This window comes from Streptomyces melanogenes (genome assembly GCF_014649795.1).
GTDB lineage: Bacteria > Actinomycetota > Actinomycetes > Streptomycetales > Streptomycetaceae > Streptomyces > Streptomyces noboritoensis.
In genome coordinates this window covers 57,840-74,212 of record NZ_BMTS01000018.1, presented here as the reverse complement: position 1 = coordinate 74,212, position 16,373 = coordinate 57,840, and the positions used below count along the sequence as shown (strand labels likewise).

The window sequence follows — 16,373 nt, the reverse complement described above, 5'->3', positions numbered from 1 at the left end:
GAAAACGGGCGGGACACCGGCACGGAGTCGTTCTGTGCGGGGGGCGCGGCCACTCCGTACGGGCCGGTCATTCTCCGTCCGCACCGCCCACCGGGCCACTGCCCTGGGGAGCCGCGCGGCGCAGCGTGCGGATCGCCGGGACCGCGAACAGCGCCGCACAGCCCGCCAGGCAGGCGCCCGCCGACACCAGCAGCAACCGCTCCGGGGCGACCAGACCGGTGGCCGGGCCCGCCAGGATCTGGCCGAGCGCCATCCCGGACACCGAACCGGCCTGCTCGTACGCGGTGACCCGGTTGAGCACCGCGGGCGGGGTGTGGGTCTGCACGCTGGTCGCCCACATCACCGACCAGAACGCCCAGGCGCCGCCGCCCAGGACGTGGCCCGCCAGCAGCACCGGCAGATCGGCGCCCAGCGCCACGCAGAGCGGCAGCACCGCGTACAGCGTCATCGCCACCGCCCCGGCGGCCAGCGGTCGGGCGGGGCGCAGCCGCAGGGCCAGCAGGCCGCCGAGCACCGTTCCGACGCCGAGGGAGGAGACCGCCAGGCCGTAGGCGTTCGAGCCGAGCCGGGCGCTGACCAGAGTCGAGCCGAGCGGGATCAGCGGACCGAAGAGCAGTACGCCGTAGCCCATCCAGATCAGGATCACCGCCCACATCCAGGTGCGTGCGCGGAACTCCAGCCAGCCCTGGCGCAGGTCGCGGCGGAGCGAACTGCCGGTGGGGGCGGGGGAGTCGGTGCCGGCCGGGGTTTCCAGGGGCGCGCCGCCCCGGGCGAGCGGGATGAGCGCCAGGCACAGGGCGCTGAGCACGAAGGTGCCGGCGTCGATCGCGTACACGGTCCCGGCGCCCGTCAGCGTGATCAGCAGTCCCGCCAGCGCCGGGCCGACCAGTTGGGCGAGTGCGTCGGCCACCTTGAGCGTGGCGTTGGCCCGCTGCGGCTCGCGGGCGACCAGGGGGATCATTCCGTTCACCCCCGGCAGGAACATCGCGACGGCCGCTCCGGCCAGCGCCGCCATGGACACCAGCAGCCAGAACGGCGGTGTTCCGGCGAAGAACGCGGCAGCGAGCACACCCTGGGTGAGCACCCGGGCGAGGTCCGCGCCGACCATCATCCGGCGCGCGCCGAACCGGTCGGCGAACACCCCGCCGAACAGGACCAGGAGGACGAACGTTCCGGTCCAGACGCCGAGGACGTAGCCGACCCCGGAAATCCCGTACACCGCGCCGACCGCGAGCGCGGTGGCCACCGGCATCATCGCGTCGCCGACCAGGGAGACGGAGCGAGCGGTGAAGTAGAGGGTGAAGCGCCGGTCCCACAACGGGGGCAGGGCAGTTGGCGGATCGGTCCGGGTGGTCTGGGCGGTGTGCGTCTGCGTGGTGGTCACCGTACAGATATTGGACTGGACCAATCGATCAAACCCAGTGTCCCAACCGACACGATGGGGTACTTTCGCGCCATGACGCCCCGCTCGCGGCCGAAACCCCCGGCGCCGCACCGGGTCGTGGCCCTGCTGCAACCCCCGCAGTCGGCGTTCACGCTGGCCTGCGCGAGCGAGGTGTTCGGCGACCACGGCCCGGCGCTACCCGCCCGCTACACCTTCGAGGTCTGCACCGAGCACCCCGGCCCGGTGCGCACCCAGGACGGCTACGACATGCTGGTCACGGCGGGCCTGGACGCGTTGGAGCGCGCGGACACCGTGCTGATACCGGGCTGGCAGCAGCCGCCCGGCACCGAGGTGCCGCCCGCGGTGGTCGCGGCGGTCCGCCGGGCGCACCGGCGCGGCGCGCGGGTCGTCGCCCTCTGCTCGGGCGCCTTCGTGCTTGCCGCCGCCGGACTGCTTGACGGCCGGCGGGCCGCCACCCACTGGGCCAGGGCCGCCGAGCTGGCTGCCCGGTTCCCTCAGGTCCGGGTCGACCCGGCGGTGTTGTACGTGGACCACGGCGACGTCGCCACAAGCGCCGGGTCGGCGGCCGGGGTGGACCTCTGCCTGCACCTGGTGAGCGCCGATCAGGGCGCCGCGTACGCGATGCGGATCGCCCGGCAGATGGTGATGCCGCCGCACCGCGAGGGCTGCCAGTTGCAGTACGCCGAACTGCCCACCTCCGGATCGGTCACCGACTCGCTGGCCCCGCTCCTCGAGTGGCTGTCGGGGCGCCTCGACCAGCCGGTCAGCGTCGCCGACATGGCGGTCCGCTCCCAGGTCTCGCCCCGCACGCTGACCCGGCGCTTCGCCGAGCAACTGGGCATCAGTCCCGGGCGCTGGCTGCTCGACCGGCGGATCGCCGCCACCCGGGCGCTCCTTGAGGAGACCGACCTGCCGGTGGAGACCATCGCGCGCAAGGTCGGCCTCTCCTCGGCCGTCAACCTGCGCCGCCGCTTCCACGAGGCCCTGCGCACCACGCCCGCCGCGTACCGGCGCGCGTTCCGCGCGGAGAGGGCCGGGTAGGCCGAAGCCGGGCGAACCGCCACTCGATGACACCGTGTGCGCCAAGTGTCCATACGCACAACGGTGTTGGGTCTGAGATCTCTCCCGTCGCCCCTCTTGCCCGTTCGTTCGACTTCGATGAAACTGGCATGCGCTTGACAACATCTCCACCGAACCTTCTCGTTCTGCACACAGAAAGGACCGTCATGAGCCCTGTGGCACTGCAGATCCGCGACGCCGGCCCGCTCGACGTGGCCGTGGAGGAAGAAGAGATCCCGTTCGAGGAACAGGCCGACCCGAGCCGTGGCCTCCAGGCGTGTCTGGCGGACCCCTGGGTGACGGCCACGACCCGCTTCGCCTGCGACTAGGCGAGGAGCGCGAGTGGCGGCCGGACCGGCCTGGGCCGGTGAGGACAGGTCCGGGACGGCCGTCACTGGCGAGATGTCACCGCCGCCCGGAACAGTGCACCACGCGTCGAGCCCGGAACACCCCCTCGAAGAGCAACTCGGAAACCTGCTCACCGACTGCGAGCGGCGTCTCGTCGCCGACGAACAGTGGCTCTACCTGTTCGCTCCCCGCCCTCGGGCAAGTGAACTCCCCAGCCACGGTTGGAAACTGCACATATCCGCCCGCCCGGAGGACCTTTCACGGGTCGCCGACCTGATCGTCCCTGTGCTGCAGCGCTATGTCTGCGACGCCAAATTCGCCCGCGACGCAGCGGTGTTGGGCCTGATGAACAGTGGAGCCCTCGATGCCGCGCTCGTCGGGAAAGCGGTCACCGTCTACCCGCGACCGCAGGATGTGACGGCGCTGGGCGGTGAACTCGCCGATCTGCTGGCCGGTTGGCCCGGCCCCCGGGTGCTCAGCGACCGGCAGATCCGCTCCGACGCCCCCGTCTACTACCGGTACGGCCCGTTCCGGGCCACGGGCACCGAAGACGCCGCGCTCCTCATGACCGGCCCTGACGGGACGCGCTTCGTCGGGCGGGCGGGCACGCGCTACCGCCAACCACCCTGGACCGCCGACCCGTTCCGGGCCGCCGTCACACCGCCCACAGGCCGTCCTGCCCGACTGATCGGCGGGCGATACCGACTCACCTCGGGCATCGCCCGTTCCCCCCACGGCGACGTCTACCGCGCCGTGGACACCGCCTCCGGCGAGCGCGTGATCGTCAAACAGGCCAGGGCCTACGTCGGCGAGGGCCCCGACGGCGTCGACGCCCGCGGCCGTCTGCGCCACGAGCAGGCCGTTCTGCGAGCCCTGGCGGGCGTCGAAGGCGTCCCCCAGGTGCGCGACCACCTCCGCCACGGCGACGACGAGTACCTGATCACCACCGACTGCGGACCCCGTGACCTGCGCCGCGAAGTACTCGGCCACGGGCCGTACGGGCCCGCCGCCGAACCCGCGCCCGCAGCCACCGCGACAGCGAACCACCGCGAAGTCGCCGCGTTGGCACGCCGTCTGCTGGCCGTGCTCGACGCGGTGCACGCGCGCGGTGTCGTGGTGGGCGACCTCAAACCGTCCAACGTGGTGCTCGGCGAGGACGACACCGCGTACCTCGTCGACTTCGGCGTCAGCGCACTGCACGGTGACCGGCCCGCCGGGGCGACGCCGGGCTACTCGATGCCGGTGTACCGCGCGGACGAGCCGCCCGGACCGGCCGACGACCTGTACGCGCTCGGCGCGACCCTGTACTTCGCGCTGACCGGCATGGACCCGGTGGTCGTCGACCGCGATGCGGCTGTCAACCGGGTCCGCACGCTCGCGTGCCTTGCCGCCGTGCTCCCAGGCGCGTCGCACCGGTCGGGGCGCGAACTCGTCGCCGGTCTCCTGGACGCCGACCCGGTACGGCGTGTCGCCTGCGCACAGCGGTGGCGCGGCCGCCCGGCACCACTGGCCACCGGGCACCGGCTCCCGTCACCACCGAGAGTCACCCGCGGCCTCCTGGACGACCTGATCGCGCACACCGTCACGACCTGCGCAACCGCCGCCGCCGAACTGCCCGCAGGACCGCAGCCCCCGCACGGGCAACTGCACTTCGGGCTGACCCTCTACGACGGGGCGGCCGGTGTGGGCCTGGAGCTGCTGCACCACCCGGAACACCCCGGCGTACCCCAGGCCGTGGCCGACCTCGCCCATCGCACCGCCCGCCACACCGCCTTGCCGACGCTGACCACCGCGCTGTACACCGGCCGCACCGGCGTCGACCTCTTCCTCGGCGCCGCCGCCGAACTGACCGGCACAGACGAGGAGTTCGTCCCTCCGCCGAGCTTGCGGCCTTACGACGACACCGGTGACCAGATCGGCGGTGCGGCGGGTGCCGGGAGCGGGCTGTTGGCGCTGGCCCGGCGTGCGTACGTGGTGGGGCGGGACGAAGAGGCCGACGCGCGGTCGGCCGCGGCGGGGGAGTGCGTCCGCGCCCTGCTGGCCATGGAGGCCGGGCGGGAGCGTCCGGAGCCGCAGCGTTCGGCGGCGGCGTCCGAGGCGGCGTTCCCGTTCGGCTTCGCCCACGGCCGGGCGGGCGTCGTCCACTTCCTGCACGCCTACCACCGGTTCACCGGTGATCCGGCCGCCGGTGCGGCCGCCCGCTCGGGCCTTGACGAACTCGCCTTCCACACACCGCGCCTGCTGGCGCTGGCAGCCCGCCCCGAGGCCCACCGGCGCTACGGGTCCTGGTGCCGTGGACTCGCCGGGATCGGAGCCCTGCTGATCGAGGTGGGCGGACACGAGGGGGACCCGCGCCTGACGGACCTGGGGGTGCGGTGCGCCTGGGCGTGCCGCGACCTCGCACCCCGGATGAGCCCGGTGTCCCAGTGCTGCGGGCTGGCCGGTGTCGGCGAACTGCTCATCGACGCCGAGGCCGCCACCGGCGACGGCCAACTGCACCGCGCCGCCGAGGACGTGGCGGGCCTGATCCTGTCCCGCAGCGGTGGCACCCTGCGGCGACCGGTGTTCCCCGACAACACCCTGGCCTCGTCGGGACCGGGGTGGGCCACCGGCAGCGCGGGCGTCCTGTCCTTTCTGCGTCGCCTGCGCGACCACGGGGGTCCGCGCCTGTGGAACGACGGCACACCGGCCCCGCGCAACCCCTCTCGGGGCCCTGAGCGCCAGTAATGCCCTTGCGCCCCTGTGTTATCACTTTCGGAGGGCCGCTTCGGCGGGCCGTGCACACCCGAAAGCAAGAGGGAGACGCCAACGTATGAGTACGCCACCATCGCGCCCGGGAGCGGAGCGGACTGACGGATCATCCGTCCGGATCGGTGCTCTCGTTCCGTTGACCCGGCCCGGCTGGGTCGAGGCGGGTCGGCACCTGCTCGCGGGACTGGAGCTGGCGGTCGGCGATGTCAACGACGCCGGCGGGATCGACGGAAGGCCGCTTGAGCTGGTGGTCCGGGACAGCGCGGCCGACCCGCACCGGGCCGCGGCGGCCGTGGACGAACTGGCCCGGCTCGGCGTGGCAGCCGTGGCGGGGGAGTACCACAGCGTCGTCGCCCGTGCCGCTGCCGCCCGGGCCGACGCCCTCGGCCTGCCGTTCCTCTGCTCGTCGGCGGTGCTCGACGCGCTCACCGAACAGCCGACGGACTGGGTCGCGCGCCTCGCCCCGGCCCAGTCCCACGGCTGGCGGATCTACGCGGACTTCCTCCTCGGCGCGGGCCACAGCCGCATCGCCGTAGCGGCCGAGCCGAGCGTCTACTGGGCATCCGGGACGCGCATCCTGCGGGACCACCTCACCCCGCGCGGCGCCACCGTCGTCGAACTCGACCTGCGCGCGCTCACCCCCACCGCCTTGTGCGACGCACTCGTCGACCACCGCGCGAGCGCCCTCCTCCTGCTGGCCGGCCACCCGGAACCCGCGGTGCCGACCGTCAAGGCCGTCCGCCGCGACCAGCGCCTCGCCGACATCATGATCGGCGCTCCGGCCGGGCAGCCGGAGTTCGCCGAATGGGCGGCGTTGCTGGGCGACGACGGGGCCGCGATCCCGTTCCTGCGCTACCTGCCCGAGCGTCTCGGCCCGCTGGGGATACGAGTCGAAACGGCCCTGCGCGAGCGGCTGGCCCAGGCACCCTCCTTCGTCGCCTTCGAAGGCTACGACACGGTCACCGTCCTCGCCGACGTGCTGCGTTCGCACGGCACGGACCGGGCGCGCACGGCCGCGTCCTGGCCGCGCGTCGCAGTCGAAGGCACCCGTGGGCAGATCCGGTTCTCCCGTACGTCGGGCATCAGCGTGTGGCAGTGGGTGTGGGCGCCCGTCCAAGTCGTCGATCGGGATCCGGCGGAGGCCGATCGCTTCCGGGTCCTTCACACCGGCTGACCGGTGCGGCGCGGCCCAGGCGGTCAGCGGATCCTGTGCTCCGTCCAGAACGGGCCGAGGTCCGTCGCCGTCGCCGCCTGTGCCGCGCGCTTGAAGTCCGCGGTGGTGGAGACGCCCAGCCAGTGGTCTCGTACATAGCCGTGCAGCATGCGTGCCATCGCCGGGGCGCCCAGGACGCGCTCCAGATCGTGCAGGGCGCAGGCGCCGCGCAGGTAGACGACTTGGACGTACTCCGAACGGCGGCCGTCCGCGTAGTAGGCCATGGACTGGGTGAGGGCGGCCGTGCCGCTGGGCCACTCGCCCTGGTCGGGCCAACAAGCGGCGGTGTCCTCCCGGTAGTACAGCTGGTTCGCGTACTGGGCGAAGGACTCGTCCAGCCAGGGCGAGGCGAACTGGTCGTTGCCGACGATGCCGTAGAACCACTGGTGGGCGATCTCGTGGACGGCGCCCGAGCCGTCCGGTTCGGTCCACAGCAGGACGAGCCCCGGGAACTCCATGTTGCCGAAGTCGTCGAGGGTGTCGCTCATGACGAGGTCGAGCTCGCCGTACGGGTAGCGCCCGAACCGCTTCCCGAACTCGTCCACCGACCCGGAGGCGTCCCGCACACTGGTGGCGACGCCCTCGGGGGAGGTGGTGGCGGTCCAGTACGCGTTCAGCCGGATGCCGCCGGGCGTGGTCACCGTCCGGGACCGGAAGGGGCCCGCCGCCCACGCGAAGTCCCGCACCCCGTGCGCGACACTCGTGGTGACGGTGCGGCCGGGTGCGCCCGCATGCCGGGTGGTGGCGCCCGTCGCGGGAACGACGAGCGCACTGGGGTGGTCCAGGACGACCCGGAAGTCACCGGCCAGGGTGTAGAAGCTCTCGCCGAAGCCGACGTCCGGGTCGAGGTGGGGGCCCTGCGCGTCGCGTACGGACAGCAGGGGCAGCGCGTTGCCGAGGTAGCGGTGTGCGCCGTCCTTGCCGAAGCGGTGGATCCGGTCCGGGACGGTGATCGCGACGTCGAAGGAGACGCTCGTGCGCGCCCCGTACGGAAGCGGCGCGGGCAGGTCGATCCGCAGCGCGGTGCAGCCGACGGTGAGCGGTCGCGGGGTGCCTCCGGCGATCCTGCCGACCCGGACCGGGGACGGTTTGCCCGGGGCCCCGCAGCCGTCGGTGCCGTTGCCCCACAGTCGTATGTCGACCGAACTGAGCGGGGTTCGGGAGGCGTTGCGGAAGGACACAGTCTGGCGGCCGGTCCAGTGCGAGCCGTCGTCGTCGGCGCGCAGTGCCACGTCGTACGAGGGATGGTCCGGTGTCGCCGCCCGCACGGGAGCCGCGGGGTCCTGCGCCGCGGCCGTCCGGGGGAGGATCAGCAGGACGGCCGCGAGGGCGAGCAACGGCGCCCGCCAGAACCTGAGCGAGGTCATGACAGGCACGCTAGAACGGCGTGCGCCCGGACGGGCGGGTTCCGAGGCACTTCGCGAAGCTCCGCGAGGGCCGGGGCCGTTGGATGTCGGCCCCGGCCCTCGCGGGCAGTGGTCGGTCAGACGCGGTCGGCGGCGATCAGTAGGTACTGGAAGGAGCCGTCCTCGTACGAGTTGAGGAAGGCCTCTTCGATGCCGGTGACCAGGGAGGACGTGGCGCGCAGCTGCCAGTAGGGCGTGGTCGCGGCCGTCAGGTCGATGACGGCCTGCGGTACCAGGCGGTTGTCGGCCATGGCGCGCAGGTACTCCCTGCGGGAGTGGATGTTGCATTCGAAGTGGGCGTTGATCTGGGAGACCCACTTCGAGGGCTGGCCGTAACGCGGGTTCCAGCAGCCGGTGATGGTCACATAGCGGCCACCGACCCGCAGGACGCGGGAGTGTTCGGCGAAGAGGTCCTCCAGGTCGACGTACATGCTCGACTCGTTGTTCCAGGAGGCCGCGGCCTGCCCGGTCTCGAAGGGCATGTCGAGCATGTTGCACACGCGGGCGCGGACGTGGTCCTCGATGTCGAGTTCGTGGGCGCGCCGGTTGGCGAAGTCGGCCTGCTTGGCGGAGAGGGTGACGCCCTCGACGCTGCAGCCGAACCGCTGGTGGGCCATGACCATCGACCCGCCCCGCCCGCAGCCGGCGTCCACGAGCGTGTCGGCACGCCCGATGGTGCCGAGGTGGTCCAGCAGGACTTCGGCCTGTGCCGACTCCAGGCGGTGCAACTCGGCGATCAGCTTCTTCTCGTACTCGCTGTCGGCGGTGTCCCCGAGGGCGGCGTGGTCGACGTCGCCGATGCCGTAGTGGTGGTGGTACAGCCCGTCGACGTCGCCGAGACGCAGATTGACGGGCCTGGCCTCCTGGTCCCAGTAGCGGGCGATGTCCCCTTGGTAGGGCGACGCCGGGGCGGGGATGAAGGGGGAGGTGTTGGTGGTGAGCTCGGTGGTCACAGGAATGTCCACTCCTTACCAGAAATCGGGCAGGCTGTATCGGTAGGTGTTGGTCTGGTGCCAGTAGTGGTTGCCGTCGACCCACACCGCCACTCCGCGCAGGAAGCGCAGCAGGCTGGGTACGGGGCAGGCGGCGGCCACGGCCGCGGCTTCGGCCTCGAAGTCGTGCATGAGCTGGTTGTGGACCTCGACCGCCTTGAGATAGGCGTCCCTGTCGGACATGCCCTCACGTTCGGCGATCACCACCGGCAGGTTCAGGTGGCGGCCGGGGCTTTCGAGTTCCTTGGTGTACGAGTACAGGTCGTTGACGATGGTCGTGGCGTTGCCGGCGAGTGCGATGACGCGCTGCACGTCGGGCCGGGCGTGCAGGTCGGCCGGCAGTTCGTAGCCGCCGACGGTGTCGGTGATGGTGGGACAGGGGCGGAAGTTGTTGAACTGGCGCATCGCCAGGTACTCCCACACCTCGGGAACGGTGTCCGTCTCGGCCCACGCGGCCTCGGCGAGGTATCCCAGGTGCAGCCGGGCCATGTCGTGCCGGAACCGGTCGGCCTGCGAGGCGGTGGCCTGCTGGAGGAGGTACTCCATGGCGGAGCGGTAGGCGCGCCGGGGTGCGTCCGACTGGAGCGAGGCGGTCCACTCCGGCTCGTACTCCTTCGTGGTGTGCAGCGGGTCGAGGGCGGTGTGTGCCAGCAGGAGGCGGCTGCCGAGACCGACGGGTGAGCCCCCGTGGTCCTCGCAGTAGCAGTCGTCGACCGCGTTCTCGGCGACCATCAGCCGTGCGGCGACCATCAGGTGGTCGATGGTGGGAGCGTCCGGATGGCAGGCGACCATGTAGCGGGCGACGGAGAAGCCGTCGAACTGGTCCTCCCACTCCGGTGGGTAGGCCTGGACCTCGTCCACCGCCCATGTCTTGATCCTGCGGCCGACCTCCTCGACCCGCGCCGGGTCGGGCGGTAGCACCGGGTGGTGGTAGAGGCCCGGGATCGGGGTGCCCTCCGCCGGTGCCGCCGGAGCCGGGGACGGCTCGGACAGGCCCAGCTTCAAGCCGGCCGTACCCAGACCGGTGGGACCCCGCAGGACCTGCTCCAGGATCGAACTCAGCTGCCGCACCTCGGCGGCGGCACCGTCTTCCACGTGCTGCGCGACCAGGTCGCCACCAGGGGCGTCGTCGAGTGCGGTCTCGTCCGGGCCGGCGGTCTCCAAGTCTGGAGGAGCGGTACTCGCGGCAAGTACGGGGGCGGGGGGCGGCCCTGGCAGGCAGGGCCGGGCACTGGCTTCCACACCGGCTTCCGCGCATGCGGCAACGATGTGCTCCCCGAAACGGGCCGCAGCGGCCGGCAGGCTCGACTGCACAGGGGCAGCACCGGGATCGGGCATCCGTAGCTCCTTGATGGGGTGAGGCAGGTGCCCGGGACCCGGGCATGTTCGACCAGCGGCCGGGGAGAGGCCCGGGCCGTGGGGACGCTGGACGGCTTCCCTAGTCGCCCCAGCGGGAGATCTGCACGTTTTCCAGCACGCCGAGCGCGTTGGGCACCAGGATCGCGGCGGAGTAGTAGGCGGTGACCAGGTACGAGATGATCGCCTGCTCGTTGATGCCCGTGCGGCGCACCGAGAGCCCCGGCTCGTACTCGTCCGGCAGGCCGGTCTGGCGCAGCCCGATGACGCCCTGGTTGTCCTCGCCGATGCGCATGGCGAGGATCGAGCTGGTGCTCTCCTTGCTGATGGGGATCTTGTCGCAGGGCAGGATCGGCACGTCCCGCCACGCCCTGACCAGCTGCCCGTAGAGGTCGACATGGCCCGGATAGATCCCGCGGGCGTTGAACTCGCGCCCGATCGCCGCGATCGTCCTGGGGTGGGCGAGGAACAGCTTGGTGCCCCGGCGGCGGCAGAGCAGCTCGTCGAGGTCGTCCGGGGTGGGCGGGCCGGAGTGGGGCTGGATCCGCTGCTTGAAGTCGGCGTTGTGGAGCAGGCCGAACTCCCGATTGTTGATCAGCTCGTGCTCCTGGCGCTCGCGCAGCGCCTCGACGGTCAGCCTGAGCTGCTCCTCGGTCTGGTCCATCGGCCCGTTGTAGAGGTCCGCGACCCTCGTGTGGACCCGCAGGATCGTCTGTGCGACGGAGAGTTCGTACTCGCGCGGGTGGAGTTCGTAGTCGACGAAGGCGCCCGGCAGTCTCGCTTCGCCCTTGTGGCCGGCCGACATCCCGATCTCGGCCTCGCCGTAACGGTTCTGGCGCTGGCGGGGCAGCGAGCCGGCCTGCGCGATGTGGGCCCGCAGACTCGGGGCCCTGGACAGTACGGCGTCGAAGTCGGCCCGGGAGAGGGTGAGCAGCGTACCGGCGGTCTCGGCCGTGGCGGTGGAGTCCCAAGTGGCGTCGGCGCCCACGAGGGACTGCTCGCCGAAGTGGTGGCCGTCGGCGAGCACGCCGACGCCCACTTCGTCACCGTACTGGCCGACGGAGGTCTGGCGGATGCGGCCGTGGACGATCAGGTTGATCCCCTCGGCGGGGGCGCCGCGTTCGACCAGCACCTCGCCGGCGCGGAAGTCGCGCCGGACGCACCGGTCGGCGATCGCGGTCAGCACGTCGACGTCCTCGAAGCCGCGCAAAAGGGCCAGTTCGCCGAGCTCTTGGGGGATGACCCGGATGTCGGGACCGTCCTGGACGAAGGCGATGTACCCGTCGGTGACGGTGTAGCTCAGCCGTCGGTTCACCCGGTAGGTGCCGCCCTTGGCCTCCACCCAGGGGAGCATCCGCAGCAGCCAGCGGGAGGTGATCTCCTGCATCTGCGGTGCGGACTTGGTCGTGGTGGCCAGGTTGCGGGCAGCCGCGGTGCCCAGGCTTTGCTGCCGAGCCGGCTCCAGCTCCGATTCCGGGCTGGTCTCGATGGTCATCCGCCGGGCTCTCCTTCACGAGGGGGTAGTTCGGGGCACGCGGGCGAAACGAGGGCAGACCTCAGCGAGCCCGTCAGCTCCCGGGGACCAGTAAAGGGCCGGTGCGCCCGGCGCAGGGCAAGATCGGATGTTGTTACTTCGATGCAGTGGTCTTGCCCCGTATGACGTTTGGTCCGGGCGTCGAAAGTATTCGGACAGCTCGAACGCGAGCGCGCTTGGCGCACGGTGGCAGCCGACCCGTGGGGCGGCGTTTCGCATCCGGGTCGACGCGGCGCAGGTCGGGCGGTCCCCAGGCCTTGCGCCGGTCGGCTCACGTCCAGAAACGCCCCCAGTCGCGGGGCAGTTGTGTGCCGGGGACGCACGCGCCGGAGCGCGATAGTTCGAGCCACGTTCGATCATCCTCGGCTCTGGCTCCACGGAACGGGCGGCGCGATGCTGGAAGGCGTTACGGGCGGCGCCGGGACAGGGGGCAAGGGGTGGGAGCGCTGGAGACCTTGGAGCCGCAGGACCCTCGGCAGGCGGGGCGCTACCGGATCGTGGCGCGACTCGGCTCCGGCGGCATGGGCCAGGTGTACCTGGCGCGCTCACCCGCCGGGCGTCTGGTCGCGGTGAAGGTGGTACGTCCGGAACTGGCCGGCGAACCCGAATTCCGGCAGCGCTTCGCCCGCGAGGTGACCGCCGCCCGGCGGGTCAGCAGCGCCTTCACCGCAGGCGTGGTCGACGCCGACCCGGAGGGTTCCCCCGCCTGGCTGGCCGTCGTCTACGTACCGGGTGTCTCGCTGGACGAGGCGATCTCCGGGCACGGCCCCTGGCCGGCGCGGCCGGTACTCGCCCTGGGGGCGGGTCTGGCCGAGGCACTGGAGGCGATCCACGCGGCGGGGGTCGTCCACCGGGACCTCAAACCCTCCAACGTGCTTCTCGCCGCCGACGGCCCGAGGGTGATCGACTTCGGTATCTCGCTGGCCGGTGAGGACAGCGCGCTGACCCATACCGGCATGACGATCGGCACCCCTGGTTTCATGTCGCCCGAACAGCTCACCGGGCGGTCGGTCGGACCGGCCAGCGACATCTTCGCGCTGGGCGCGCTGCTGGCCTATACGGCCACCGGGGTCGGCCCGTTCGGCACCGGCACCCCGCACGCCCTGCACTTCCGTGCCGTATACGAACAGCCCGGCCTGGATTCGCTCTCACCCGAGCTGCGCCCTGTGGTCTCCGCATGCCTGGCCAAAGAGCCCGACGACCGCCCCACCGTGGCCGCGCTGCTCAACCAGCTGACCAGCGTGGGTGGTTGTGGCAAGGGCGAAGAGACGCCCGATGTCGCGCTGCTGCTCACCGAGTCCGGTTGGATGCCCGATCGGATCACCCGGCTCGTACGGGAGCACACCGATGCGTCCCTGCCTCAGACGCCACCCCCGGTGCTGCCGGACAAACCTGCGGCACCCCCCAACGTTCCCGCTCCGGCACCGCCACCCGCGCCGCCGCCCGCACTGCACCACGCGCCTACCCAGATCGGGGAACCGTCCGGCCCCGTCCCGGCCCCTCCGGCCGGTGCCGAGCTCCTCGGCACTCCCACGCCAAGGCCGCCACACCGTCGCCGTATACCGCCGCTGGTGGTCGCGTTGGGGGTGGCCCTGGCAACCTCGGCGATCGCGGCACTCGCGGTCTTCCTGGGGCAGACGGGTTCCAAGGGCCAGGGCGACGATGCTCTCGGCGAGGAGTCGACGGGCTCGCACTCCGACTACTCGCCGAGCACGGCGGAGACCCCGGAGGCCGACGCCGTGGAGTTCGCCAGGGCGCCCCAGGCCTGCAAGGCACTCACCACAGGGGCGCTCGAGCGGCTGCTGCCCGGCGTGACAGATACGAGCGGTACGGCCGGATCGCACAACACGGCCGACCACACCAGCTGTTACTGGAGCGGCAAGGACGACACCGACCACTTCCGCTTCCTCTCCGTCTCCCTGTGGCGCCACGACACCGACACACGCAGCGGCCGGCAGCACGCCAAGGACACCTACACGGACGTCATCGCCGACGTCCGGACCAGCACCAACGCCTGGAACATCAAGACGGTGCGCGTGTCCGACATCGGCGATCAGGTCACCGCCATGACCTCCGACTCGAAGACGAACAACCACAGCTACAAAGACGCGACGGTCGTGGTCCGTACGGGGAACGTCGTGGTCAGGGTCTACGACAGCGGCACGGGCTTCGCCAACGCGTCTGCGCCCACTTACGCGAGCGCGATGAGGGATGCGAGGTCAGCGGCGAAGGACGTCGTCGAATCGGTCGCCGATGCCAACAGGTAGCTCGGAGGCCGTGGGTACGACACCTGCATCGCGACGGCGCCTCGCCGCCGAGCCCACCGTGACGGGGACCGCTGAACTCCCCACGTAGTTCAGCGGTTCCTGCCCCCTTGGCTCCGACTCCTCACAGGACCGTGCGGGCCCGCCGTAGCGCCGCCTCGCGGTACGCGGCGAGCTCGGTGAGGGTGTGCTGTTCGTCGCGGCTCAACGTGGAGACGAGTTCACGTTGCACGCGCAGTGAGACGGCGGGCAGGTGGGCCCGTAGCGCGCATGCGCCGTCCGCGACCGCGACCGCGATCTCCCTGTGCCGGAACGCCTCGGCGCTGTCGGCCGTTCGCCGCTCTTTTCGCAGGGCGTCCTGGGCCTGTTCGGGGCTGCGGTACGGAAGTCCTCGGTCCGCCATGCAGGATCGCCATTCGGCCATGGCCCGCACATAGGCGGGAGCCGACGGCACACGCCGCCCCAGCTCGTTGTCGTACCTCTCGGGAACGTAGGTGATGCGTGCCCACAGAGCCGGGCTGCCGGCCAGACGGGACCGGCTCTCGGCGTCGCAGCCCTCGGTCGCCACGCGCACCTCGCCCCAGTCGGTCCCGCTCACGGTCACCTTCTTGTCGGGCGGTCCGTCGAGTGCCTGGTCGAAGGCTCTCTGCCGGGCCGCCGGCAGGGTCCGGTAGTAGCGGTCGACGGGCGCCGGGCCCGGTCCGGGAGCCTGTGACGGGGGCTGGGAGATGCCGTATCCGGTCCTGCTCCGGTCGGTCAGTTCCACGGCGGCCTTCTCGTCCTCGGGCGCGGGCCGTGCGGGAGGATCCGGCGCCGGATAGCGGAATCCCTTCTCCTCCATGCAGGCTCTGACGAGCCGGACCTCGGCCGACATCAGCGTGCGCTCGGTCGTCGGCCAGGTCCCGGAGTGCGTGGCGAGGTCGATTGCCGCGCCGCTGAGCCGTCCCGGTGACGACGTCCGCTCGGGCGGCGGGGTCGTCGACCGGTCGGCCGACTGCGCGCCCGCGCAACCGGCCGACACGGTGAGGAGCATCAGGGCCGACAACACGCAGCGCGTGCCCCTGGCCGACCGGTGCACTACGAGGAGCACCACTTGTTGGAGCTGATGGTGTTGTCGAAGGCGGCGTCGTGGTAGATCGTGCCGAAGTTGCCGACCTCGTCACCGCGGGCCAGGCTGTGCCACCTGCCTGACTTGCTGTAGTTCCGCAGCGAGTAGAAGTAGACCGTGCACTGCGTACCGCTGTTGCGGATGGAGCTGATGCAGTCCTCCCACCCGGCGTTGCAGGAGTGGGCCGAGTTGGGCAACGTGGCGAAGTTGGGGTTGTTCCCGGCCACCTGTCCCCGGTTCCCGGTGAAGTTCTGGCCGGGCCAGAAGCAGGCGTATCCGGAGGGGCAGGAGGCTTGTGCCCCCGACTCGCTCCCTGGCGCCTTGGCGGTGTGAGCGGAAGCCTGGGCCACGGGGAGGGTCCCCAGACCCAGCACCGCGGCGCCGATGCAGACAGCCAGCTTTTTCCTCACGTGTCCTCCTGGAAGACGGCGAGCGGTGACCGGTGGACCGGTTTCTCGCGCGCGGCGATGTGGCCGGGTACGCCCTTTCGTCCTACAGGGACCACCGGAACCATCGGTCGTGTTGGTGCGCTCCATGCTCGGCGCCGGGCATCGGGGACGCGATGGTTTCGGCTGTGGCCGAACTGTCGGATGCGGGGCGGTCTTTGACGGGTGCGCACGGCCCGAGCGACGGATGGGGGAGGACGTTTGCTGCGTCTGCGCTTCACCGCCGAGGACCTGCTGCGGGTGACGTTCGCCGCCGAGCCCGCGCCACTCATGGAACTGGGCCTGGCCATGGCGATGGTCCAGCGGGCGACGGTGCCGCAGTTCTCACGCTGGCAGCGAAGGGCACGGGAGGCCCTGCCCCGGGAGGCGACAGCCCTGTTCGGTCTGGTGCCTCCCACGGCGCGGGGGCCGTTGTTCCTCGACCCGCTCAGCGCAGGGCTCGACGACGGACTCGAGCTGGTCCTCGCGACGCCCGCATCCCGCGTACGGGC

General features: G+C 71.7%; 12 protein-coding genes. 5 read left to right on the top strand and 7 right to left on the bottom strand.

All coding sequences use genetic code 11. The features are described 5' to 3' along the window. Positions 1-67: 67 nt before the first annotated feature. Positions 68-1,384: an MFS transporter gene (locus IE252_RS31665; RefSeq protein WP_229848910.1), complete on the bottom strand. Its 1,317-nt coding sequence runs from the start codon at positions 1,382-1,384 to the stop codon at positions 68-70. A gap of 72 nt (positions 1,385-1,456) precedes the next feature. Here IE252_RS31665 and IE252_RS31660 point away from each other — a divergent pair, with 72 nt between their 5' ends. From IE252_RS31660 to IE252_RS31645, 4 genes are all read left to right on the top strand, one after another. After that, on the top strand, positions 1,457-2,446 hold the full coding sequence (locus IE252_RS31660) for a GlxA family transcriptional regulator (RefSeq protein ID WP_190092870.1): 990 nt from the start codon (positions 1,457-1,459) through the stop codon (positions 2,444-2,446). A gap of 185 nt (positions 2,447-2,631) precedes the next feature. Continuing rightward, positions 2,632-2,793, top strand: a complete 162-nt coding sequence (locus IE252_RS31655; protein ID WP_180357040.1) for an SflA family class IV lanthipeptide — start codon at positions 2,632-2,634, stop codon at positions 2,791-2,793. 13 nt (positions 2,794-2,806) lie between these two features. Then, positions 2,807-5,539, top strand: a complete 2,733-nt coding sequence (lanL, locus tag IE252_RS31650; RefSeq protein WP_308434579.1) for a class IV lanthionine synthetase LanL — start codon at positions 2,807-2,809, stop codon at positions 5,537-5,539. Positions 5,540-5,624: 85 nt separating this feature from the next. Next, a complete protein-coding gene (locus tag IE252_RS31645) occupies positions 5,625-6,737 on the top strand; it encodes an ABC transporter substrate-binding protein (RefSeq protein WP_190092869.1) in 1,113 nt (370 codons plus the stop codon). Between the two features lie 23 nt (positions 6,738-6,760). On the opposite strand, the gene IE252_RS31640 is transcribed toward IE252_RS31645, so the two are convergent. The 4 genes from IE252_RS31640 to IE252_RS31625 form a co-directional block, all read right to left on the bottom strand. After that, entirely contained in the window at positions 6,761-8,143 is a 1,383-nt protein-coding gene (locus IE252_RS31640; protein ID WP_190092868.1) for a M1 family metallopeptidase, read from the bottom strand. Between the two features lie 116 nt (positions 8,144-8,259). Then, positions 8,260-9,141 (bottom strand): geranyl diphosphate 2-C-methyltransferase, encoded by an 882-nt coding sequence (locus IE252_RS31635; protein WP_373298652.1) that lies wholly within the window; start codon positions 9,139-9,141, stop codon positions 8,260-8,262. Between the two features lie 9 nt (positions 9,142-9,150). Next, positions 9,151-10,512, bottom strand: coding sequence for a family 2 encapsulin nanocompartment cargo protein terpene cyclase (locus tag IE252_RS31630; protein WP_190092866.1), 1,362 nt, complete (start codon positions 10,510-10,512; stop codon positions 9,151-9,153). 100 nt (positions 10,513-10,612) lie between these two features. Continuing rightward, a complete protein-coding gene (locus IE252_RS31625; protein WP_190092865.1) occupies positions 10,613-12,025 on the bottom strand; it encodes a family 2B encapsulin nanocompartment shell protein in 1,413 nt (470 codons plus the stop codon). A gap of 476 nt (positions 12,026-12,501) precedes the next feature. Between IE252_RS31625 and IE252_RS31620 the strand changes: the two genes are divergently transcribed. Next, positions 12,502-14,331: a serine/threonine-protein kinase gene (locus IE252_RS31620; protein WP_229848908.1), complete on the top strand. Its 1,830-nt coding sequence runs from the start codon at positions 12,502-12,504 to the stop codon at positions 14,329-14,331. Positions 14,332-14,452: 121 nt separating this feature from the next. On the opposite strand, the gene IE252_RS31615 is transcribed toward IE252_RS31620, so the two are convergent. After that, positions 14,453-15,376 carry a hypothetical protein gene (locus IE252_RS31615; protein ID WP_190092863.1) on the bottom strand — a complete coding sequence of 308 codons (924 nt, stop codon included), beginning with the start codon at positions 15,374-15,376 and terminating at the stop codon, positions 14,453-14,455. A gap of 29 nt (positions 15,377-15,405) precedes the next feature. Then, a complete protein-coding gene (locus tag IE252_RS31610; protein ID WP_190092862.1) occupies positions 15,406-15,846 on the bottom strand; it encodes a peptidase inhibitor family I36 protein in 441 nt (146 codons plus the stop codon). Positions 15,847-16,373 lie beyond the last annotated feature (527 nt).

What these genes read in the sequence shown, in the direction of transcription:
- IE252_RS31645 (WP_190092869.1), top strand. Translation starts at nt 5,625, where the DNA reads ATGAGTACGCCACCATCGCGCCCGGGAGCGGAGCGGACTGACGGATCA.
- IE252_RS31660 (WP_190092870.1), top strand. Translation starts at nt 1,457, where the DNA reads ATGACGCCCCGCTCGCGGCCGAAACCCCCGGCGCCGCACCGGGTCGTG.
- IE252_RS31655 (WP_180357040.1), top strand. Translation starts at nt 2,632, where the DNA reads ATGAGCCCTGTGGCACTGCAGATCCGCGACGCCGGCCCGCTCGACGTG.
- IE252_RS31630 (WP_190092866.1), bottom strand. Translation starts at nt 10,512, where the DNA reads ATGCCCGATCCCGGTGCTGCCCCTGTGCAGTCGAGCCTGCCGGCCGCT.
- IE252_RS31640 (WP_190092868.1), bottom strand. Translation starts at nt 8,143, where the DNA reads ATGACCTCGCTCAGGTTCTGGCGGGCGCCGTTGCTCGCCCTCGCGGCC.
- IE252_RS31625 (WP_190092865.1), bottom strand. Translation starts at nt 12,025, where the DNA reads ATGACCATCGAGACCAGCCCGGAATCGGAGCTGGAGCCGGCTCGGCAG.